General features: G+C 64.5%; 19 protein-coding genes and 1 tRNA gene. 12 read left to right on the top strand and 8 right to left on the bottom strand.

Going from position 1 to position 20,688, the window contains the following annotated elements:
- Nucleotides 1-20: 20 nt before the first annotated feature.
- The 4 genes from QQK63_RS06945 to dctP all read right to left on the bottom strand — a co-directional run bounded on the left by QQK63_RS06945 (nucleotide 21) and on the right by dctP (nucleotide 4,228).
- Nucleotides 21-1,280, bottom strand: coding sequence for a malonyl-CoA decarboxylase domain-containing protein (locus tag QQK63_RS06945; RefSeq protein ID WP_277825809.1), 1,260 nt, complete (start codon nucleotides 1,278-1,280; stop codon nucleotides 21-23).
- On the bottom strand, nucleotides 1,280-2,593 hold the full coding sequence (locus QQK63_RS06940; RefSeq protein ID WP_277825807.1) for a TRAP transporter large permease: 1,314 nt from the start codon (nucleotides 2,591-2,593) through the stop codon (nucleotides 1,280-1,282). Before QQK63_RS06940 ends, QQK63_RS06945 begins: the two co-directional genes overlap by 1 nt.
- Nucleotides 2,593-3,141 (bottom strand): TRAP transporter small permease, encoded by a 549-nt coding sequence (locus QQK63_RS06935; RefSeq protein WP_277825805.1) that lies wholly within the window; start codon nucleotides 3,139-3,141, stop codon nucleotides 2,593-2,595. Before QQK63_RS06935 ends, QQK63_RS06940 begins: the two co-directional genes overlap by 1 nt.
- A 100-nt stretch (nucleotides 3,142-3,241) precedes the next feature.
- The gene (gene dctP / locus QQK63_RS06930) at nucleotides 3,242-4,228 is read right to left on the bottom strand and encodes a TRAP transporter substrate-binding protein DctP (protein WP_277825804.1); all 987 of its coding nucleotides are present in this window, start codon (nucleotides 4,226-4,228) and stop codon (nucleotides 3,242-3,244) included.
- 145 nt (nucleotides 4,229-4,373) lie between these two features.
- Here dctP and QQK63_RS06925 point away from each other — a divergent pair, with 145 nt between their 5' ends.
- On the top strand, nucleotides 4,374-5,039 hold the full coding sequence (locus tag QQK63_RS06925; protein WP_277825802.1) for a GntR family transcriptional regulator: 666 nt from the start codon (nucleotides 4,374-4,376) through the stop codon (nucleotides 5,037-5,039).
- 39 nt (nucleotides 5,040-5,078) lie between these two features.
- On the opposite strand, the gene QQK63_RS06920 is transcribed toward QQK63_RS06925, so the two are convergent.
- Nucleotides 5,079-5,759 carry a fumarylacetoacetate hydrolase family protein gene (locus tag QQK63_RS06920; RefSeq protein WP_277825800.1) on the bottom strand — a complete coding sequence of 227 codons (681 nt, stop codon included), beginning with the start codon at nucleotides 5,757-5,759 and terminating at the stop codon, nucleotides 5,079-5,081.
- A gap of 271 nt (nucleotides 5,760-6,030) precedes the next feature.
- Here QQK63_RS06920 and QQK63_RS06915 point away from each other — a divergent pair, with 271 nt between their 5' ends.
- The 3 genes from QQK63_RS06915 (at nucleotide 6,031) to QQK63_RS06905 (ending at nucleotide 10,166) form a co-directional block, all read left to right on the top strand.
- On the top strand, nucleotides 6,031-8,994 hold the full coding sequence (locus QQK63_RS06915; RefSeq protein ID WP_277825797.1) for a rhamnosyltransferase WsaF family glycosyltransferase: 2,964 nt from the start codon (nucleotides 6,031-6,033) through the stop codon (nucleotides 8,992-8,994).
- A 332-nt stretch (nucleotides 8,995-9,326) separates the two neighbouring features.
- Entirely contained in the window at nucleotides 9,327-9,680 is a 354-nt protein-coding gene (locus QQK63_RS06910) for a class I SAM-dependent methyltransferase (RefSeq protein ID WP_277825796.1), read from the top strand.
- Nucleotides 9,681-10,022: 342 nt separating this feature from the next.
- The gene (locus QQK63_RS06905) at nucleotides 10,023-10,166 is read left to right on the top strand and encodes a hypothetical protein (RefSeq protein WP_277825795.1); all 144 of its coding nucleotides are present in this window, start codon (nucleotides 10,023-10,025) and stop codon (nucleotides 10,164-10,166) included.
- Between the two features lie 105 nt (nucleotides 10,167-10,271).
- Here the strand turns inward: QQK63_RS06905 and QQK63_RS06900 are convergent.
- Both QQK63_RS06900 and QQK63_RS06895 read right to left on the bottom strand, forming a co-directional pair.
- A tRNA-Met gene (locus tag QQK63_RS06900) sits at nucleotides 10,272-10,348 on the bottom strand.
- Nucleotides 10,349-10,405: 57 nt separating this feature from the next.
- Nucleotides 10,406-10,822 (bottom strand): RidA family protein, encoded by a 417-nt coding sequence (locus QQK63_RS06895; protein ID WP_277825794.1) that lies wholly within the window; start codon nucleotides 10,820-10,822, stop codon nucleotides 10,406-10,408.
- Between the two features lie 246 nt (nucleotides 10,823-11,068).
- On the opposite strand from QQK63_RS06895, the gene QQK63_RS06890 reads away from it, so the two are divergent.
- From QQK63_RS06890 to QQK63_RS06855, 8 genes are all read left to right on the top strand, one after another.
- The gene (locus QQK63_RS06890; protein WP_277825793.1) at nucleotides 11,069-12,067 is read left to right on the top strand and encodes an ABC transporter substrate-binding protein; all 999 of its coding nucleotides are present in this window, start codon (nucleotides 11,069-11,071) and stop codon (nucleotides 12,065-12,067) included.
- A 68-nt stretch (nucleotides 12,068-12,135) separates the two neighbouring features.
- Nucleotides 12,136-12,930, top strand: coding sequence for an ABC transporter ATP-binding protein (locus QQK63_RS06885; protein WP_277825792.1), 795 nt, complete (start codon nucleotides 12,136-12,138; stop codon nucleotides 12,928-12,930).
- Complete coding sequence (locus tag QQK63_RS06880) at nucleotides 12,927-13,790, top strand: ABC transporter permease (RefSeq protein ID WP_277825791.1); 864 nt, start codon at nucleotides 12,927-12,929, stop codon at nucleotides 13,788-13,790. Before QQK63_RS06885 ends, QQK63_RS06880 begins: the two co-directional genes overlap by 4 nt.
- Nucleotides 13,790-15,067: a cytosine deaminase gene (locus tag QQK63_RS06875; protein ID WP_277825788.1), complete on the top strand. Its 1,278-nt coding sequence runs from the start codon at nucleotides 13,790-13,792 to the stop codon at nucleotides 15,065-15,067. Before QQK63_RS06880 ends, QQK63_RS06875 begins: the two co-directional genes overlap by 1 nt.
- Entirely contained in the window at nucleotides 15,068-16,480 is a 1,413-nt protein-coding gene (locus QQK63_RS06870; protein WP_277825786.1) for an FAD-binding oxidoreductase, read from the top strand. It abuts the gene before it with no gap.
- Between the two features lie 159 nt (nucleotides 16,481-16,639).
- Nucleotides 16,640-17,221, top strand: coding sequence for an NAD(P)H-dependent oxidoreductase (locus tag QQK63_RS06865; RefSeq protein ID WP_277825782.1), 582 nt, complete (start codon nucleotides 16,640-16,642; stop codon nucleotides 17,219-17,221).
- A complete protein-coding gene (locus QQK63_RS06860; RefSeq protein ID WP_277825780.1) occupies nucleotides 17,221-17,847 on the top strand; it encodes an NAD(P)H-dependent oxidoreductase in 627 nt (208 codons plus the stop codon). Before QQK63_RS06865 ends, QQK63_RS06860 begins: the two co-directional genes overlap by 1 nt.
- Nucleotides 17,844-18,770 carry an isopenicillin N synthase family dioxygenase gene (locus QQK63_RS06855; RefSeq protein ID WP_277825775.1) on the top strand — a complete coding sequence of 309 codons (927 nt, stop codon included), beginning with the start codon at nucleotides 17,844-17,846 and terminating at the stop codon, nucleotides 18,768-18,770. The genes QQK63_RS06860 and QQK63_RS06855 overlap by 4 nt, the downstream gene beginning before the upstream one ends.
- Here the strand turns inward: QQK63_RS06855 and QQK63_RS06850 are convergent.
- A complete protein-coding gene (locus tag QQK63_RS06850) occupies nucleotides 18,767-20,686 on the bottom strand; it encodes a beta-galactosidase (RefSeq protein WP_277825973.1) in 1,920 nt (639 codons plus the stop codon). The genes QQK63_RS06855 and QQK63_RS06850 overlap by 4 nt on opposite strands.
- Nucleotides 20,687-20,688: the final 2 nt, after the last annotated feature.

Here is a 20,688-nt window from a genome sequence, read left to right as displayed (position 1 = left end):
GGTGGCCCAGCGCCTCCGTTTCAGTCGCGAGCGCCGCGGGCGCGGTCCGCACCGGGCGTGACCAGCGCCTTCACATCGCGCGTGGCGACAACGTGATAGGCGGTGGCATAGGTTTCGTGATTGTCTTCGACCCGCGCGGGGTCATAGCGGTAATTGACCATGGCCCCGAGGCTTTGCGACTGGCCGCGGGGCGACAGATCGGCCTCGGCATGGATCGCGTGAACCTCGGCCCCGTTGTCGAGGTGGAAGCGCGCGACGGGATCGCGCGGTTGGTCGTCGCGGGCCTTGGCCTCCAGCAGGTAGCGGGCGGCCAGGGCGCGGACCTGTGCGGGATCGTCGGGATGGGCGATGCCGGTATCATCGAGCCAGCGCACGAGGCCTGGAATGGGCGAGAGCGTGGCGAAGGTTTTCAGCTGGGGCAGTTCGGCACCCAGAACTTCGACCACCTGCTTGATCAGGGAATTGCCGAAGGAAATGCCGCGCAGGCCCGCCTGACAATTGGAGATGGAATAGAAGATCGCCGTATCGGCCTCGGCGGGCGGCAGGGGCTGGCGGTCCTTGGACAGGATCGGGCCGATGGCGCCGGGGATGCCACGGGTCAACGCGACCTGAACGAAGATCAGGGGATCGTCGGGAAGCGCGGGATGGAAGAAGGCGAAACAGCGCCGGTCGCGCGGCGCGACGCGGCGGCGCAGGTCATCCCAGCTTTGGATTTCGTGGACGGCCTCGTAGGCGATGAGCCGTTCCAGAAGGGCGGCGGGGCTGTCCCAGTCGATCCGGCGCAGGACCAGAAAGCCACGGTTGAACCAGCTGGCGAAGAGATGACGGAAATCGAGGTCGACGCGGCCAAGGCCGGGATCGTCCTGCGCGGCCTGCATCAGGGCGACACGCATGGCGACCAGATCGGCCGTGCCGCCCGGCGCCTGGTTGAGGCGGCGGAGCAATTCCTGTCGCGGAGGTTCTGCGGCCGCGAGAAGCGTCGTGAGATGCGCGGTGTCGCGGCTGTCGGCATAGGCGCGGGCCGCATCGCCGAGTGCGCGGGGGTCGAGGTCCATGTCGTCGGCGAGGAAGCGGAAGAAGGCCAGCCGCTCCGCCTCATCCGCCGCGCGCCAGCGTGCGAGCGCTTCCGAAGCGAGCTTCATCCCCGAAACCTCGCCCCGCCCCGACATCAGGGCGCGACACAGGTCCGGCAGGGGGGCATTGCCAGTGACGGCCCCCGTGGGCGCCCGACGCTCGAACAACGTCGAGAGCAGATCACCAAGCGCCCAGCTGCGTCCCATCAGACCGGTCCCATCACCAGATCGGGCAGCCATGTCGCGATGCCCGGGAAGATGCACAGGATGATGATCGCCAGCACCATGCAGCCGACATAGGGCAGCGAGCCCACGAGGATCTTTTTCAGCGGAATGTCGGGCGCGATGGAGTTGATGACATAGAGGTTGAGGCCGACAGGTGGCGAGATCAGGCCGATTTCCATGTTGATCGTCAGGATCACCGCGAACCAGTAGGGATCGAAATCGGCGGCAAGGATGATCGGCATCAGGATCGGGGCCGCCATCAAGATCACGGCGACCGGCGGCAGAAAGAAGCCCGCGATCAGGAGGAAGACGTTGACCACGCCCAGAAGCACCCAGCGGTTCACGTCGAGCGCCGAGATCCATTCCGCGATGGATTGGGTGATGTAGAGCGAGGAGAGCATGTAGCTGAACACACCCGCCGCCCCGATGATGAAGAGGATCATCACCGATTCCCGCGTGCTGTCGCGCAAGATGCCCCAGAGTTTCATGGGGGACCAAAGCCGGTAGATGATCATCGCGATCAGGAGACACAAAAGCGCGCCGACCGCCGCCGTCTCGGACGGCGTGGCGATGCCGCCATACATGGCATAGAGCACGCCGACGATGATGATGATGAAGGGAATGACGCGCGGCAGGATCTCGAGGCGTTCCCGCATGCTGTAGCTGCGCGTCGCCAGAACCGAGGCATTGCCGTAGCGCCAAGTGTGGAAGACCGACCAGGCCATGAACAGACCGACCAGCAGAAGCCCCGGCATGACGCCCGCAAGGAACAGCCGCCCGATAGAGGTTTCGGTGGCAATGCCGTAGACGATCATCGTGACGGAGGGCGGGATCAGGATGCCGAGCGTTCCGCCCGCCGCGATGGAGCCTGCCGCCACCTCGTCGGCATAGCCGCGCTTGCGCATCTCGGGGATGCCCATCTTGCCGATGGCGGCGCAGGTTGCGGGGCTGGAACCCGACATGGCCGAAAAGAGCGCGCAGGCCCCGAGGTTCGACATGACGAGCCCGCCCGGAACGCGGGTGAGCCAGCGTTCGAGCGCCTCGTAGAGATCCGCCCCCGCCCGCGTCGAGGCGATGGCCGCCCCCATGATGATGAACATCGGGATGGCGAGCAGGGCAAAGGAATTGAGCTTGCCGAAGAAGATCTCGGGCATGAGTTCGAGCGAGCGCATCCCGTCGAAGACGAGCAGGAATCCACCCGCCACGATCAGGAGACCGGCGGCGACGGACACGCCCGAGAAGAGCACGAGGATGGTGACGGCCGCGACCAGCAGGCCAAGCGTGAGCGGATCCATCAGTTGTCCTCCAGCCCGAAGGGTTTCTCGATCCCGAAGGCGAGCGCGTACATGTCGGCCCCCAGTTGCAGAAGGTAGAGGCCGAAGCCGACAGGCATGGCGAGATAGGGAATCCAGAGCCTGACACCCCAGACGGTGTCGGACCGCCAGCCGCGCGCCCAAGCGAAATGCCACATCTCGTAGGCGTAGAAGGCCATGGTGCCGATGATCACGATAGACGCGCCAAGCACGAGAAAGGCCAGCGCCTTGCGCAGCGGACCCTTGGTCCAGATCGGCATCAGGTCGACGTTCACATGGCCGCGCATCAGCTGCACATAGGGCAGACCCAGAAGCGTCGAGGCGAGCACGAGGTAGATCACCGCCTCGGTCTGCCAGATCGTGGACTGGCCCAGCACGAAGCGGATGAAGATCATCTGGCAGGTGATGAGGACCGCACTGAGGATCATCGCCGCGGCGGTCCAGCCGCAGAGCGTGGACAGGGCGGCCACGGCGCGCAGGAACAGGTTGTTTCCGGTGCGCGCGGCTCCGGCTGAGGGAAGGGTCGCCATCGAGAACCTCCGGCGCGTGCTGGGTGTGGAAGGCGGGCGGCGAGAGCGCGGGCCCGCGCGCAGGGTCATGGGGCGGCGCACGGGCGCCGCCCCGAAGCGATCACTCGACCGACAGGGCGAGGTCGAGCAGTTCCTGACCGTTCGGCACTTCGGCGATGAAGGACGGGTAGGAGCTTTCCTGTGCCAGGGCGAGCCAGGCGTTGAAATCATCTTCGGTCATCTCGGCGATCTGGACGCCGGCCTCGCGGAAGACCTCGACCGAAGCCGCATCTTCGGCTTTGGCCTGCTCGAGATACCAGGCCTCGGCATTGGCGGCGGCGGCGGTGAGCGCGGCCTGCTGTTCCTCGGTCAGGCCCTCGAAGGTCGAGAGGTTCATCAGCACGGGCTGATACATGAACCACAGCGCGTAATCGCCCGCGGGCGTGTAGCAGGCGACCTGTTCCTGAAGACGGAAGGACGCGAAGGACGAGGACGAGGTGTTGACCGCCTGAAGAACGCCGGTCTGCATCGCGTTGTAGACTTCGGACGAGGCCATTGAACTGATCGAGGCGCCGGCGGCGGCCAGCATTTCCTCGAAGGCGCGGCCAGCGGCGCGGGTGGTCAGGCCGCTGACATGCTCGGGCCGGGTGATGCAGTCGCCGGTCGAGGCGAAGCCGCCCGCAAGGTAGCCATGGACGAGGACCATCACGTCATCCTCGGCCATCAGCGCCTCGATCCGCTCCATGAAGGGGCTTTCGTTGAGGCGCGCGGCATGGTCGTGGTTGCGCACGAGACCGGGCATCAGGGTCAGGTTGTATTCGGGACGCTGGCCGCCGGAATAAGACAGCGGATAGACGATCATGTCGACCTGACCGCGCGACAGCGGATTATATTGCTCGCGGGCGCGGAACAGCGATTCCGACGGGTAGATTGTGATCTCGAGGCCGACATCGGCGGCGGCGACCTCGTTGGCGATCATCTCGGCAACCTGATGGCGCACATCGCCGGTCGACCATTGATGCGACAGGCGCAGTTCGGTTTGGGCGGCGGCGCTGCCCGCAACGAAAAGGATGCCAGCCGCAAGCGCGGCGCTGACCTTGAATTCCATGGTGATACCCCCCTTTGGATAGCGCCCCGGCAACCTCCAATCACCGCGGCTTGCTCAAGTCGTAGCATGTCCGTGTGCAATGTCAAAGCTTTCGTATACAATATCCCCATTGCCTGCATTCAACCTATGGGATAGGTGTCGGAGCATGTCGGAACGCATCGCAGATACGCTTCGCGAGCAGCTGGAACAGGCGATTCTCACCGGGGAATTTCGCGATGGAGAGCGGCTGGACGAGGCGCGTCTTTCGGACAGGTTCGCGGTTTCGCGCACGCCGATCCGGGAAGCGTTCCAGCGTCTCGCAGGTTCGGGGCTGGTGGAGTTGATCCCGCATCGCGGCGCCTTCGTGCGGCATCCGGCCTTTGACGAGATGGTCGAGATGTTCGAGGTGATGGCCGAGCTGGAAGCATTTTGCGGGCGGCTGGCCGCGCGGCGGATGAGCGACACGATGCTGGCGCGGATCGAGGAAACGGTGACCGCCTGCGAAGCTTCGGTCACTGCGGGCGATGCGGACGCCTATTACCGCGAGAACGAGCGGTTCCATCACCTGATCTACGAGGCCAGCGGCAACGGATTCCTTGCCACCGAGGCCACGCGGCTGCATCGGCGGCTGCAACCGTTCCGGCGGATGCAGCTTCATTCGCGCGGGCGGTTGCGGCAATCGCTGGACGAACACCGCCGCATTCTTGAGGCGCTGCGGAGCGGAGACAGCCAAGGCGCAGGCGAGGCGCTGCGCGGGCATGTCGCCGTGCAGGGCGAGCGGTTCAACGACCTGATGGCGAGCTATCGCGATTCCGGCCTGCGCCGCGCCTGAGGCCGGGCCGGGCGCAGGCGCCCGCCCCCTGCCCTTTAGTCATACAACGGTGACGACCAGATCGCCCACGCCCTCGACATGGGCCTGCATCACGTCGCCCTTGACCACGGGACCGACGCCTGCGGGCGTTCCGGTCATGATCACGTCGCCCGGCTGGAGCGTGAAGTAGCGCGACAGGATCGAGATCATCTCGGGCACTTTCCAGAGCATCTGGTTCAGATCTCCCTCTTGCCGCATCTCGCCGTTGACCTTGAGCCAGATGGCGCCGGATGCCGGGTGACCGATACGGTCGGCGGGGACGAGCGGCGAACAGGGGGCGGATTTCTCGACCGCCTTGCCGATTTCCCACGGGCGGCCCAGTTTCTTGGCCTCGCCCTGAAGGTCGCGGCGCGTCATGTCGAGACCCACGGCATAGCCGAAGACATGGTCGAGCGCGGTTTCGACGGGAATGTTCGTGCCCCCCTTCGACAGGGCGACGACCAGTTCGACCTCGTGATGCACGTCGCTGGTTTCGACGGGATAGGGAAAATCGCCGAACGTCACGTTGTCGGGGTTCTTCTGGAAGAAGAACGGCGGCTCCTTGTCCGGGTCGTGACCCATCTCGACCGCGTGGGCGGCGTAGTTGCGCCCGATACAATAGACCCGCCGGATCGGCAGGGTCACGTCGGAGCCGTCGACCGGAAAGCGAGTGACGGCGGCGGGCGGGAAGAGATCGGTCATATTCGTCTGTATCCTTGGAAGGCGGTGGATCTGTCCGGATCGTTCGGGGCGGATGTTCAGGACGAAGACAGGGGGAGTGTCAAGCTTGGTCCGGTCGCCCTGCCCCGATGCGGGGCGGCTTCGGTAGGATCTACCACGAGGCCCGCAACTGCGCTAAGCGGGAGAGGTTCGTTGCCAGTGTTCGGGTTTGTGTGTTTTGGCTGGTGTGCTTGTACAGCGTGTCTTTGGCGGAATGCGTCCCCTTGTCCGGGCGCGCACCGAGGCGAAGGTCATGGCGGAGTTCGACCCCGCCTTTTACCGCGCGATCCATCCATCGCCCGCGCGGTTGTCGGACCGTGACCTGTTCCGGCATTTCATGAAGACGGGCTGGAAGGCCGGGCTTGACCCGACGCCGTTCTTTTCGGTGCGCCGCTACCTGTCGCGCAACCCCGATGTGGCGGCGGCGGGCCTGAACCCTTTTGCGCATTACATCCAGCGCGGCCGCGCCGAGGGGCGCGCGGCCAGCCTGAGCCTTTGGGGCAGATCGCAGGGCCCCGATATCGGGGATGAGGCGCTGATGCTGGCGCGGCCCCATTTCGACGCCGGGCATTACAGAACGCAGGTGCCCCAGCTGTCCGACCTGCCGGTGGACACCCTGCTGTCGCATTGCCTGATGATCGGCTCGGCGGCCGGGTTGACGCCCAACCCGACGTTTTCGGCGCAAGATTACCTGGGCGCGCATCCCGATGTCGGTGAGGCGGGGCTAAACCCTTTTCTGCATTTCGTGACGCACGGGCAATTCGAGGGGCGCAAGCTGGGGAGCCGCACCCTTGCCCATCTGGTGAAGGCCGCCGATCTGGACACCGTGCGGGAGGCGTTCGATCCGGCCTTTTACCGGATGATGAACCCTGACCTTGCGGCGGAAGATGACGAGGCGCTGCTGGTTCACTACATGGCGGTGGGCTGGCGCGAGCGGCGCGACCCGAGACCCGATTTCTCGACGCGCCATTATATCGAGAGCTATCCCGACATCGCCCGCGGCGATATCAATCCCTTCCTGCATTTCATCCTGTTCGGGAAGGCCGAGGGGCGCAGGGCGCGTGGCGACGAACCGGTGCGCCTGATCACGGCCAAGGGCGCGAGCGTCATCCCCCCGCATCTGCAGTCGGTCATGCTGCCCGTGGCGAAGGCGGGCCGGGGAACCCGCCCCCCGGCGAAGATCACGCCCGAATGTCTGACGATCCATTGGATCATCCCGGATTTCCAGCCGGGGTCCGGCGGGCACATGACGATTTTCCGGATGATCCGGTTCCTCGAGATGTTCGGCCATCGCTGCAAGGTCTGGATCGAAGCGCCCGTGTTCCACAAAAGCGGCGAGGCGGCATGGGACACGATCGTGAAGCATTTCCAATGCATCGCGGCGCCCGTGGATTTCGCGGAGAACGGCCTGTTCGAGGCGACGGGCGACGCGGTGGTCGCGACGGGCTGGACGACCGCCTATCTTGCCCGTGCCGTGACGGGTTTTCACGAGAGATTCTATTTCGTGCAGGATTACGAGGTGGAATTCCACCCCACCGGGTCCGAGCGGCTGCTGGCCGAACAGACCTACCGGTTCGGCCTGCCCTGCATCTGCGCCAGCCCATGGCTGGAACGGATCATGCGGGAAAAATACGGGGCATGGGCCTGCCATTTTCACCTGGCCTACGACCTCGAAATCTACAATCCCGCCGAAACGGTGGCGGCAGAAGCGGCCACGCCGCTGCGCATCGCGGTCTATGCGCGCGACCACACCGCCCGGCGTTGTGTCACGCTGTCCCTGATGGCGTTGGAACACCTCGCCGCCCTGCGTGATGATTTCGAGGTGCATTTTTTCGGCCAGACAGATTTGCCCTTTGGGATGGTCAGTTTTCCGGCGGTGAACCATGGGGTTCTGTCCGCGGCGAAGCTGGCCGATCTCTACCGGTCCTGCGATATCGGGATCTGTTTTTCGGGGACCAATTATTCGCTGGTCCCGCAGGAAATGATGGCCTGCGGCCTGCCGGTGGTGGAACTGGACGGCGACAGCACGCGGGCGATCTTTCCCGAGGGGGTAGTGACGCTGGCCGGGCCGGACCCGGTCGATATCGCGGGCAAGATCGCGGGGCTTTTGGAAGATCGGGCGCTGCGCGCGCGACAAGCCGAGGCAGGGCGCGCATGGGCGGCCGCATTCTCGTGGGAGGACAGTGCGCGCATCGTCGAGCGATCCTTGCGCGAACGGCTGACCGAGATCGCGCCGCGGCGGATCGCGGCCCCTGCGCGGACGCGGCGCAAGGACATCTTGCTTGATGTGGTCATCCCGACATGGAACGGGCGGGACGAGGTGGCACAGGTGATCGCGGCCTTGCGGCGGCAAAACATGGCCGAGGCGATCCAGATCCATTGCATCGATTCGAGGTCGACGGATGGCACAGCCGAATGGCTGCGCGCGCAAAAGGATGTCGCGCTGATCGAGATCGATCAGGCCGATTTCCAGCATGGGCGCACAAGGAACGCGGCGGCGGCGGCGGGACGCGCCCCGATCATCGGTTTTCTGACACAAGACGCCATTCCCGCCAGCACGACATGGGCGCATGACATCTGCGCCATGTTCGACCATGTGCCCGAGGCTGCGGGCCTGTTCGGCCGCCACCTGCCCTATCCGCATCATCCTGAATGGGTGCGCCGCGAGATTGAAGGGCATTTCGACAACATGCTGGCCCATCCGCTGGTCCTGTCGCGCGACACGGACCCCGCCAGATGGGGCTCAGGCGACATGGGTTGGCGGCAATTGCTGCATTTCTATTCCGACAACAATTCGGCGATGCGCCGAAGTGTCTGGACCGAGATCCCCTATCCGGAAGTGGATTACGGAGAGGATCAGGTCTGGGCGCGCGACATCATCGAAGCGGGTTACACCAAGCTCTATGCGCCGACGGCCTGTGTCTATCACTCGCATGACTACGACCCGGCCGAGACCTTCGCGAGGGCCCGGGTCGAGGCACGATTTTTCCACGTTCATTTCGGCTACACGCTGGGCGACGGCAGCGAGGAAGAGATCGCCAGCCGAATCGCGCGGGAACAGGCCGACCTGCGCGCCTGGGCATATCGCACGCAGGCCAACCCGGCAGAAATGGCGAAACGGCTGGCCATCGTTGAGGCGAAACACCGTGGCCTGAAGGCGGGGCTGGATGAGGCGCGGGGCCGGGTGGCAGGCAAAGCACAGGAGATCAAAGCATGACCGACGCGGACATCCAGCGGCAAAGGCGGCTGGCCGAACGATCCACGGAAACGCAGCATGTCGCGCGGCGATGGGCGCAGACGCCCCTATAAGATTCGGTCGAGACGCGGGCGCGGGTGCAATGCGACGGGATCATTCTGCCGTTTCTCGACGGGGTTCATATCGACGTGAACCATGTCCTGGAATTGGCTGTGGGGCATGGGCGGATGACCGAGATCCTGCTGACACAGGCTTAGCGCGTGACCGGAGCCGATATCCGTTAGGAAAACATCGATTTCTGCGCTGCCCAGTTTTCCGGAGGGCCGAACCTGTCCCTGATCCGGAACGACGGGGTGAGCTTGGGCAATGTGCAGGACGGCAATGTCAGCTTCGTCTTTTGCTTCGACCCCATGATCCATTTCGACAGCGACGTGGTGCGATCCTACCTCGCCGAGTTCCACCGGGTGATGAAGCCCGGCGCCTTTGCCTTTCTTCACTATTCCAACCTCACGGGAATTCCGGGCGGCGATTTCCAGCGCAATGCCCATGCATGGATTTTCATGTTGGTTCAGCTGTTCTCGCATTATGCGCAGAAGGAAGGGCTTCAGGTTGTGAAGCAAAAGACGATCGATTGGGGCAGCGGGGAGAAACGGGTGAAAGATCTGGATGGGCTGACGCTGCTACGATGGGCTTCGGAACCTCGATGAGTATCGTTTTTCCCCATATCCCGAAAACGGGCGGCACATCGCTGTTGTATCATTTCAGATCCTGTTGGAAGGATGACAAAGTCTCATCCTCGGCCCCCACAGCAGGCACCGCCGGTTTCTCGCACAGCTTCCGCAATCGGAAGGGCTGGATCACGACGAGCGGAAAAAGTTCCTTGTCATAAAGGGCCGCGGGGTCGATGAAACCCCTGTCCGCCAGATCGGCGATGACGATACCTGTCTTGTGGCGATCCCACCGGAGGCCTGTTCGATCGCGCGCGCCACGTTCTTAATTGCTTTGACTTCATCGGCGCGGCCGAAACGCTTGAGACGGACTTTGCGCCCATGTTCGATGTGATCGGCTTGGGCACGCGGATATCCCTACATCCGGCCGCCGTGGCCGCCCACGCGGCCACGCTAGCGACGCCAGGCGACCGGCTGGCTGGCGACATCATCGACGCGGAAGCCGCCGAGATTGTTCGACGCTGATCGACCGGCTCGTCGTCGAGGACACGAACAACGGTGACGCCATCAAGGTCACGGTGTTCGGTCAGATCGGCCCGCTGGCCGGGCCGCCTATATCGGGGGCATCGGTGGTAGCGGAGGAGGGACTCGAACCCCCGACACGCGGATTATGATTCCGCTGCTCTAACCAACTGAGCTACTCCGCCAAACCGTGGCGGGAGGTATGACAGGAGCCAGTCTCCGTCAACCTCAAAAAGCAGGGGTCATGCGGGTGGCAGGCGTGCCGCCGTCACCTCGACTTCGACAAGGAATTCGGGCCGCGTGAAACCCGACACGATGACCAGCGTGGAGGCGGGCAGGCGCGACAGGCCCGCGCACCACGCATCGCGGGCCGCCATGTAGCCCGCCATATGAGCCCGGTCGGTGACAAAGGCGTTGATCCGCACGGTATCGGCACGGGTGAACCCCGCTTCGGCGAGGATCGCCTCGCAGGCGGCAAAGCAAAGATCGGCCTGCGCGCGCACATCGGGCGGAATGCGGTCGTCGGCGGTGATGCCCAGCTGGCCCGACGTCAGGACCCATTCGGCCCCGGCAGGCACATGGGTGCCATGGGAATAGGCGGCAAATGGTGGCCGGATGGCGGCGGGCAAAAGGGCGGAAAGGCGCGGGCTGTCTGTCATCACGGCATCCGGTTCAGGATTGGTAGGCGCGAGTCACCCAACGCGCCGCGACGCCGCCTGTCCAGAGCCCAAGGAGAGGATCGGTCCGTCAGATGCGCAAGACTTGGGCAGGTTCGGGCGAGGTGCCGTAAAAACAGGCGCATCCGCGGGATGGCCGCGGAGCGCCCCGCCTTGCCGCTTCACCGGGCGATGGCCGCTTCTAGGGTGACGACAGTTCATGGCCAACATACCGGGGAGACTACAGGGATGCTTCGCACTTCGACATTTGCGCTGATCGCGGGCCTTGCGGCCGCAGGGACGGCCAGCGCGCAAGACCTTACGCCGGTCACCTTCGGGACCAACTGGCTGGCGCAGGCCGAGCATGGCGGGTTCTACCAATCGGTCGCGGATGGCACCTATGCCGAATGCGGTCTGGATGTGACGATCGTGTCGGGCGGCCCGCAGGTGAACAACCGCGCGCTCTTGATGGCCGACCGGATCCAGTTCCACATGGGCGGCGACCTGCTTCAAGCGTTCAACGCCGTAGCCGAGGGCGTTCCGGTCGTGGCCGTCGCCGCCACGTTCCAGAAACACCCGCAGGTGATCCTGGCCCATCCCGGTGTCGCGGACACCTGGGAAGAGCTGCGCGACCTGACGCTGCTGATCGGGGATAACGGGTTCACGTCGTATTACCAGTGGATGATCGCGGCCCATGGGTTCACCGTGGAACAGCGCCAGCCCTACACGTTCAATCCCGCCCCTTTCCTTGCCGATACGCAGCTGGGGATGCAGGGTTTCTTGTCGTCTGAGCCCTACCTTGTCGAGCGCGAGGGTGGTTTCACCCCCAACGTGTTCCTGATCGCAGACGCGGGCTATGCCACCTACGCGACGACGATCGAGACCATGGCGAGCACGATCGAGAACAGCCCCGAAGTGGTTGAATGCTTCGTCGAAGGCTCGATCCTCGGCTGGTACAACTACCTTTACGGCGACAATGCCGCGGCCAACGAGATGATCCTCGCCGCCAATCCCGACATGACGCAGGACAAGATCAATTACGCGATCGGCAAGATGATCGAATACGGGATCGTGGATTCGGGCGACGCCCTGACGCTGGGCATCGGCGCCATGACCGACGAGACGATCGGCGGCTTCTACGAAGCGATGGTCGAGGCGGGCGTGGTCGAGGCGGGTCTCGATTGGCAGTCCGCCTACACCACGCAATTCGTGAACCAGGGTCTGGGGCTGGAACTGCGCCCGCAGTGACCTGACACGGCAGCGGGCGGCCCGGTCATCGGGCCGCCCTGTTTTCACGAGAATCCAGCCGAGGCATCATGGCCGTTCGCCATCACGACATCCTGCCGCTTGGGCAGCGCCCGCCACTGTTGCGCCTCAACCATGTGGACAAGGTGTTCAATGGTGACGTGATCGCGCTGCGCGACATGAACCTGCAGGTGAACCAAGGCGATTTCATTTCGCTGCTCGGGCCCTCGGGTTGCGGCAAATCCACCGCGCTCAGGATCATTTCCGACCTGATGCACCCCACGCGGGGCAAAGTGGAATGGGAAGGCGGACAGGGTCAGGGCGATCTGGGCGTCGTGTTCCAGGAACCGACCCTGATGCCTTGGGCCACGGTGGCGCAGAATGTCTGGCTGCCGTTCCGTCTGCAGGGCAAATCCTACGGCGAGGTCAAGGATGACGTCCTGGAAGTGCTGCGCCTTGTCGGGCTGGAGAAATTCCTGAACGCCTATCCGCGCGAATTGTCCGGCGGCATGAAGATGCGCGTGTCCATCGCGCGGGCCATCGTCACGAACCCGCGGCTGATCTTGATGGATGAACCCTTTGCCGCGCTGGACGAGATCACGCGCCACAAGCTGAACAACGATCTTCTGACCCTGCGGTCGAAAATCGGCTGCACGGTGATCTTCGTGACCCATTCCGTCTTTGAATCGGTGTTTCTTTCGGACAGGATCGTGGTGATGGCGGCACGGCCCGGCCGTGTGCTGAGCGAGGTGACGGTCGACGCGCCCTACCCGCGCGACGAGGCGTTCCGCACCTCGGCCGAATATGCGGGCCATGCCCGCCGCGCCTCGGAAGCCCTGCGAGAAGCCATGGGGGAACACGCATGAGCCTTGCCGATGACCGCAGCCTTGCCCTTGCCGGAACGCGGGATGAGGATGAAATCCGCCGCGCCCGCGCCGCCCGGATCGAACGGCTGGCGAAATGGGCGCTGCCCGTGGTGATCATGGGTCTGGCGATCCTTGGCTGGGCCTGGATCGTGACCGCGAACGAGATCCCGCATTACATCCTGCCGGGGCCGGACCGGGTCTGGGACAGCCTTGTCAATGATTGGGGCATGCTGATCGAGGCGGCCTATCTGACCGGATGGATCACGCTGGCGGCACTTGTGATGGCCGTTGTGGGGGGCGCGGGCCTCGCCATTCTGTTCAACCAGTCCAAGATGCTGGAATTGTCGTTCTACCCCTATGCGGTGATCTTGCAGGTCACGCCCGTGGTATCGATTGCACCGCTCATCTTCATCTATGTCGACAGCAAGATCGCGGGGATGCTGCTCTGTGCATGGCTGGTGGCGTTCTTTCCGGTGCTGAGCTCGACGACGCTTGGTCTGAACAGCGTGGATCACAACCTGCGCGACCTGTTCCGAATCTACGGTGCGACCCGCTGGCAAAGGCTGCGCTACCTGCAACTGCCCTCGGCACTGCCCTATTTCCTTGGCGGTCTGAAGATCGCAGGCGGTCTGTCGCTGATCGGGGCGGTGGTGGCCGAACTGGTGGCGGGCACGGGTGGCATCGGATCGGGTCTTGCCTTTCGCATCCAGGAGGCGGGCTACCGCCTGAACATCGCGCGCATGTTCGCGGCGCTGGCCTTGGTTGCGGCGATGGGCGTGTTCATCTTTGCGGCGCTGAGCGTCCTGTCCCACCTCTTGCTGCGCAAATGGCACGAAAGTGCCTTGCGCAAGGAGGGATGATGGATTTCACGCATCTGCCGCATGGTGACGTGACCTTGGCCAATGTGACGGTCCCGGCCTGTCTGATCGGACAGACGGGCGATCTGGTGCGCACCGACATCTCGATCACCGGAGGGCGGATCGGTCCGCCCCAGGCGATCGCGGTCGACATGCAGGGCGCGATGGTCTTTCCCGCTTTCGTCGACATGCACACGCATCTGGACAAGGGCCATATCTGGCCCCGCAGCCCCAACCCAGATGGCAGTTTCATGGGCGCGCTGACCACCGTGCGCGCCGACAGTTCCGCGCGCTGGAACGCCGCAGACCTACGCGCGCGGATGGGTTTTTCGCTGCGCGCGGCCTATGCCCATGGCACGCGGGCGATCCGGACGCATCTGGACAGCATCACGCCCCAAGACGACATCAGCTGGCCCGTCTTTCGCGAGATGAAGGCCGAATGGGCCGGCAGGATCACGTTGCAGGCCGCCTGCCTGATCGGATGCGACAAGTGGACGGATGACAGCGGCCCCTTTGGCCACACCGCCGATCTGGTGGCAGCGACACAGGGCGGCGTGCTGGGCATGGTCACCTATCCGATGCCCGATCTGCGCGACCGCATCCGGGGCTTTTTCGCGCAGGCCGAGGCGCGTGGTCTGAACGCGGATTTCCATGTCGACGAAACGATGGACGCCAGCGTCGAAACCCTGCGCGACATTGCGGAACTGAAGATAGAGACCGGATTTTCCGGTCGGGTCGTCGTGGGGCATTGCTGTTCGCTGTCCGTGCAGGACGAGGACCGCGCGATGGACACGCTCGACCTGGTGGCCAAGGCCGGGATCGACGTTGTCAGCCTGCCGATGTGCAACCTCTACCTCCAGGACCGCACACCGCAGGGCACGATCCGCACACCCCGGCGGCGGGGGATCACGCTGGTTCACGAGATGCGGGAACGAGGCATCAGGGTCAGCTTTGCCTCGGACAATACGCGCGATCCGTTCTACGCCTATGGCGACATGGACATGCTGGAGGTGATGCGCGAGGCGACGCGGATCGGCCATCTGGACCATTCGCGCGACGATTGGACCACCAGTTTCCTGACCGACCCGGCTGCGACCTGCGGGTTCGACGCGCCCTCGCTCGAGATCGGGGCGCCCGCTGATCTGGTGATCGTCCGGGCCCGCAACTGGACCGAGTTGTTCGCCCGTCCCCAATCAGACCGGATCGTGCTGCGCGCCGGGCGCCAGATCGACCGGACCCTGCCTGATTATTCCGAACTCGACGACCTGATGAGGACCTGAATGCAAGCCAATGTCGCCGCCGCCAAGGCCGCCCTCGCCCATATCGAGCAAGACGAGAACCCGGCCACTATCCGTGCCAAGAGCCGCGATTTCTTTTGGTACTCGCCGGTCCTGAAAGAGGCGATGGATCACCTCGAGGCGGATTTCGTGGTGAACCCGAAATCCGAGGCCGAGGTGATCGAGGTTTTGCGCGTCTGTTATGCCCATGACGTGCCGGTCACGACACGGGGCGCGGGCACGGGCAATTACGGGCAGGCCATGCCGATGCGCGGCGGCTGCGTCATGCATCTACGCTACATGGACAAGGTGAAGGAGGTTCATCCGGGGCGCGTGATCTGCGAGCCGGGCATCTTGCTGAAAGATCTGGATGCCCATTGCAAGGCGCATTCGGGGCAGGAAATCCGGATGTTCTCGAGCACATGGGCGACGGCGACGATCGGCGGGTTCATCGCCGGCGGGTCCGGCGGCGTGGGCTCGGTCCATTGGGGGTCCTTGCGCGATCTGGGCAACATCATCCGCCTGCGCGTCGTGACGATGGAGGAAGAGCCCCGCATCCTCGAATTCCGCGGCGAGGAACTGGCCCGCGTCAGCCATGCCTATGGCACGAACGGGATCATCACCGAGTTGGAGCTGCCGCTGGCACCTGCCTATGACTGGATCGACGTTTTCGTCGCGACCAAGGATTTCATGGATGCGGCGCGGTTTACCGACAAGCTGGCCAATCAGGATGGCATCTTGCTGAAGCTGGCCAGCGTTTACGAGGCGCCCGCGCCCTTCGATTACTTTTCCCGCGTCAAGCCGCATATCGAGGCCGATGATACGCTGATCGGGCTGATGATCGCGCCGCATTCGATGGACGGCTTTCTCACGTTTCTGGGACGGCACCCTGAGGCCCGGATGATCTATCGCTCGGACGAGATGGATTGGCCCAAGACGCCCGGCCCGGTTTTCGAATACGGCTGGAACCACACGACGCTAAGGGCGTTGAGGGTCGACCCATCCATCACCTATCTGCAGGTGCGCTACGGATTTCCCGAGCATCTGGGCCTGATCGAGAAGATGCGCGATGCGCTCAGCCCCGAGGTGTTGCAACATCTGGAGGCGATCCGGATGGACGGCAAGATCGCATTCGCCGGGCTAAGCCTTGTGAAATTCACCACGAAGGAGCGGCTGGACGAGATCGTGCGGATGCACGAGGAGGCCGGCGCGCTGATCTTCAATCCCCATCGCTACACGCTGGAGGAGGGAGGGCGGCAATCGGCCGATCAGCGGCAGCTCGATTTCAAGCGCGAGGCGGATCCCAAGGGCCTGTTGAACCCCGGCAAGATGGTGACGTGGGACACGCCCGATTTCGACTACGGGCAGATGTATCGCTATCCCGCGATGACGCCCAAGCCCGAGGCCGCGGAGTGAGAAGCAGTTTGGCGCATCCGACGGATGGTCCCGTGGACCTTTCGCGCCCGGAACGGGCGGAGGCCAAGGGCTTCGCCTCGCTGCGCGAGACAACCCGCCGGGGGGTTTTACCCCCCGGACCCCCCAGAGTTTTCCTGCCAAGATGAAAAGGGGCGACCCGTGGCCCGTGCATTGGTGTTGTTCGCCCATCCCTGCCCCGAGAGTTTTTCGGCGGCGCTCCATGGCTGCGTGGTAGACCGCCTGACCCGCGCGGGCTGGGACGTGGATGATTGCGACCTGAACGCCGAGGGGTTTTCCCCAGTGCTGACGCAAGAAGAACGGCGCGGTTATCATGAGGTCGGACCAAATACCGCGCCCGTTGCCGAATACGTCGAGCGGTTGCGCGCCGCCGATGCGATGGTCATGGTCTTTCCGGTCTGGAATTTCGGCTATCCCGCAATCCTCAAGGGATTTCTTGACCGTGTTTTCCTGCCCGGAGTTTCCTTTCGTCTCGAGGATGGCAGCGTGAAGCCAAACCTGACGCATATCCGCAAGCTTGCCGCCGTGACGACCTATGGCGGAACACGGATGCGGGCGATGCTGGTCGGCGATCCGCCCCGCAAATCCGTGACGCGGGCCGTCTGGCATGTCTGCCGCCCGGACAAGCTGCGCTATCTCGCGCTGTATGACATGAACCGGGCAAGTGACGCCGCGCGCGGCGCCTTCCTCGACCGGGTCGGCCGCGAGATGGAGGTTTTTTGATGCGCGCGCTAGTGATCTATTGCCACCCGCGCCGCGGCAGCTTTACCGAGGCCGTGCGCGATGTCGTTCTGGAGCGGCTGGCCGTGGCAGGTGCGGAGATCCGGTTGCGCGACCTTTACGCCGAGGGGTTCGACCCTGTGCTGTCGGCGGCCGAACACGAGGGGTACGAGGCCGAGCCGGGGAACCGGGTGCCCGTGGAAAGCCATGTCGCGGACCTGCAATGGTGCGATACCCTGATCTTCGTCTATCCGACGTGGTGGTATGGCCTGCCCGCGATGATCAAGGGTTGGCTGGACCGTGTCATGCTGCCCGGCGTCGCCTTTCTGATGCCTGATGCGGCCCATGCGAACATTCGGCCCGGCCTGACCCATGTGACCCGGCTGGCGGTTTTCACAACCTGCGGCGCCAGCTGGTGGCTGACGCGGATCATCGGCGCGCCCGGACGGCGGACCCTGATGCGCGGTGTGCGGCTATTGTGTGCGAAAGGCTGCAAGACCGCTTTTGCCGCGCATTACCTGATGGACAGCTCTTCGCCTGAAAGCCGGGCACGGCACCTGCAGCGGGTCGCCGCGAAACTGGACCGGTTTCTGGGTGGAACGTCCAAGATGAAGGAGGCGCCGGCATGATCCCGGTTCTGGATTTCACGAGATTTTCAGGCGGTACCGATCGCGACGGGTTTGTCGCCGACCTTGGGGCGGCGGCGCGCGGGCCGGGATTCTTTTTGTTGACGGGGCACGGGATAGACCCTGTCCTGCAAGCCGCCGTTCTGGCGCAGGCCGATACGTTTTTCGGCTTGCCGCCCGCGGAAAAGGAGAAGGTGTCGATCCTCAAGACGCCGCATTACCGCGGTTGGGCCCATGACGGGCTGGAAAGCCTTGACGAGGCGAGCGGTCAAGCGGATCGCAAGGAAAGCTTCAACATCGGCTACGATATGGATCCCGCCGATCCGCGTGTCGCGGCGGGCGAGCCGTTTCGTGGCGTGAACCAATGGCCCGACCTGCCGGGGTTCCGCGACACGATGCTTGCCTATTACGATGCGGCCCTCGGTCTTGGTGTGCGGCTGTGCCGGGCCATCGCGCTGGACCTGTCGCTGCCCGAGGATCATTTCAACGGGATGTTCCACGAACCGCTGGCCGCGCTTCGGGTGCTGCATTATCCGCCCTCGACCGGGGCTACGGGCGAAATCGGGGCGGGCGCGCATTCGGATTACGGTGTGGTGACCCTGTTGCTGACCGATGGCGAACCCGGGCTTCAGGTGCACCCGCGCGGGGGAGACTGGATCGACGTTCCGCATCTGCCCGGGGCCTATGTGGTCAATATCGGCGATTGCCTGATGCGCTGGACCAACGACATCTACGTCTCGACCCCGCATCGCGTGCTGCGGCCCAAACGGCGGCGTCGGTCCGTCGCCATGTTCGTCGAGGCGAACCCGGATGTGATCGTCGCGGCCCTTCCCGGCACGGGTGCGCCGAAATACGCCCCGATCCGGGCGGCCGATTACCTGCAATCGCGGCTGGACGCGACCTACCGGGAAAAGGTGGGCGGCTAGACAGCATCCTGTCGCACAAGGCCAGCGGGCGGCAAGGTGATCCCGTCGAACACCACCGGCGCAGGCCCATGGTTGAAGACAAACCGCACAGGCCCCGCCTGACGAACCCTCATATCCGGCGGAAGGTCGAGCGTTGCCACACCTGCGGCGTCACAAGCCCGGATCAGGAGGTGACGCAGGAGCGCCGGGTCCGGCCAGCCGCCCAGATACGTCACATGGCCCGCCCGCATCGTCACCGGCCGCCCCTCGGCATCACGGTCAAGCACCTCGGCTCCGCCCTCCAGTTCCTCGCGCCAGAGAGTGATATGCCCCGCGCCCGCCATTGGAACAGGCATGTCGGGGCGCAACGTCTCGACCCGGGAAACCGTGACATCGAGACCGTGGATGGCCGGGGGCAGGGGCACGGGAATGGACAGCGCGGCGGTCTTGGCGTTGCTGCGCGGGCCGATCAGGACCTGCGCAGTCGTCATGGCCAACGCCCGCTTCAGCGGATCGGACAGGGTCACGACACCCGGCACGAGCACGAGCCTGTAGCCGTCGAGCGTGGCGGTATCGGGCGGCAGGATGTCGATGGAAAGGCCCAGCTTGCGCAGGCCCCGATAGACCTCGAACACCAGCCGGAAATAATCGCAACCCTGCCCCTGCGGCTGCACCGCCCAAGCCCAGGCAGAGGCGTAGTCGAAGACGAGCGCGACAGGGGCCTGCGCCACATCGACCAGCGGGGCTGCGGACAACTCGCGCGCGACCTCTGCCGCTTCGTGGTAGCCGGGAGCTGGGGCGCTGTCGGGGCGCAGAAGGCCCGCGTGATATTGTTCCTGCGCGAAAGGGGCCTGCCGCCAGCGGAAATAGCTGACGCATTCCGCGCCATGGGCAAAGGCCTCCCATGTCCAGAGCCGCACCATGCCGGGTGCTGGCGCGGGGTTGTGCGGGGCCCAGTTCACCGGGCCGGGCTGCTGTTCCATCACCCACCAGCGCGGCGTATCGCCCGTCGGGAATTGCGCGGCGACAGCCCGGTATAGGTCGTGGTGAAAGGCTTGGAAATCCGGATCGCCCTGACGGGCGTAATGGCGCTTGACCTCGGGCGGCTCCTCCAGCCGATCCTCTAGAAAGCCCAAGGGATAACTGTCCCACGTTGCGATTTCCATCTGGCGGCCCAGCGCGAAATGGTCGAATTCGACGATGCGGCCCATGTAATTGTGGCTGATCGGCGCGTCGGAATGGGCGCGGATCGCCGCCACTTGGGCTGCATTGAACCGTGCCACCTGGTCCGAGGAAAAACGCCGGAAATCGAGCGCATGCGCCGGGTTGGGTTCGGTCACGGTGAGGTTGGGCAGGTCGATCTGGTCGAAGCTGTCATAGTCCATCGACCAAAACACATTGCCCCAAGCCCGGTTCAGCGCCTCGGGCGATTGGTATTTCTGCGCCAGCCAGTCGCGGAACGCGCGACGCGCGGCATCCGAATAGCTCAGGATCGTATCATGGCAGCCGTATTCGTTGTCGGTCTGCCAGGCTTCGACCTTGCGCCCGAAGCGTCTGGCAAGGATCACGGTGATCCGCACCGCCTCGGCCCGGTAGCCGTCGTGGGAAAAGCAGTAATGCCGCCGAGAGCCGAAGCCGCGCGGGCGGCCATTCCCATCGACGGCCAGAATGTCGGGGTGGCGGTCCAGCATCCAGCGCGGTGGCGTGGCGGTGGGCGTGCCCAAGACCACCTTCAACCCCGCGCCATGCAGCGTGTCGATGGCCCGCTCGAGCCAGTCGAGCCGCAGATCGCCGGGGGCGGGTTCCAGCCGCGACCAGGCGAATTCCCCGATTCTGACCCATGTCAGGCCCAGATCGGCCATGCGCGCGGCATCCTCGGCCCAGATATCCTCGGGCCAGTGTTCGGGGTAGTAGCAGGTGCCAAGGGTGCGTTTCAGGC

The sequence above is a fragment of the Roseicyclus marinus genome (assembly GCF_030163795.1).
Lineage (GTDB): Bacteria > Pseudomonadota > Alphaproteobacteria > Rhodobacterales > Rhodobacteraceae > Roseicyclus > Roseicyclus marinus.
This window is presented reverse-complemented; position numbering and strand designations above follow the sequence as displayed.

Coding starts and splice junctions, on each gene's coding strand:
- QQK63_RS06945 (WP_277825809.1), bottom strand. CDS start 1,280: ATGGGACGCAGCTGGGCGCTTGGTGATCTGCTCTCGACGTTGTTCGAG.
- QQK63_RS06940 (WP_277825807.1), bottom strand. CDS start 2,593: ATGGATCCGCTCACGCTTGGCCTGCTGGTCGCGGCCGTCACCATCCTC.
- QQK63_RS06935 (WP_277825805.1), bottom strand. CDS start 3,141: ATGGCGACCCTTCCCTCAGCCGGAGCCGCGCGCACCGGAAACAACCTG.
- dctP (WP_277825804.1), bottom strand. CDS start 4,228: ATGGAATTCAAGGTCAGCGCCGCGCTTGCGGCTGGCATCCTTTTCGTT.
- QQK63_RS06925 (WP_277825802.1), top strand. CDS start 4,374: ATGTCGGAACGCATCGCAGATACGCTTCGCGAGCAGCTGGAACAGGCG.
- QQK63_RS06920 (WP_277825800.1), bottom strand. CDS start 5,759: ATGACCGATCTCTTCCCGCCCGCCGCCGTCACTCGCTTTCCGGTCGAC.
- QQK63_RS06915 (WP_277825797.1), top strand. CDS start 6,031: ATGGCGGAGTTCGACCCCGCCTTTTACCGCGCGATCCATCCATCGCCC.
- QQK63_RS06905 (WP_277825795.1), top strand. CDS start 10,023: ATGTTCGATGTGATCGGCTTGGGCACGCGGATATCCCTACATCCGGCC.
- QQK63_RS06895 (WP_277825794.1), bottom strand. CDS start 10,822: ATGACAGACAGCCCGCGCCTTTCCGCCCTTTTGCCCGCCGCCATCCGG.
- QQK63_RS06890 (WP_277825793.1), top strand. CDS start 11,069: ATGCTTCGCACTTCGACATTTGCGCTGATCGCGGGCCTTGCGGCCGCA.
- QQK63_RS06885 (WP_277825792.1), top strand. CDS start 12,136: ATGGCCGTTCGCCATCACGACATCCTGCCGCTTGGGCAGCGCCCGCCA.
- QQK63_RS06880 (WP_277825791.1), top strand. CDS start 12,927: ATGAGCCTTGCCGATGACCGCAGCCTTGCCCTTGCCGGAACGCGGGAT.
- QQK63_RS06875 (WP_277825788.1), top strand. CDS start 13,790: ATGGATTTCACGCATCTGCCGCATGGTGACGTGACCTTGGCCAATGTG.
- QQK63_RS06870 (WP_277825786.1), top strand. CDS start 15,068: ATGCAAGCCAATGTCGCCGCCGCCAAGGCCGCCCTCGCCCATATCGAG.
- QQK63_RS06860 (WP_277825780.1), top strand. CDS start 17,221: ATGCGCGCGCTAGTGATCTATTGCCACCCGCGCCGCGGCAGCTTTACC.
- QQK63_RS06855 (WP_277825775.1), top strand. CDS start 17,844: ATGATCCCGGTTCTGGATTTCACGAGATTTTCAGGCGGTACCGATCGC.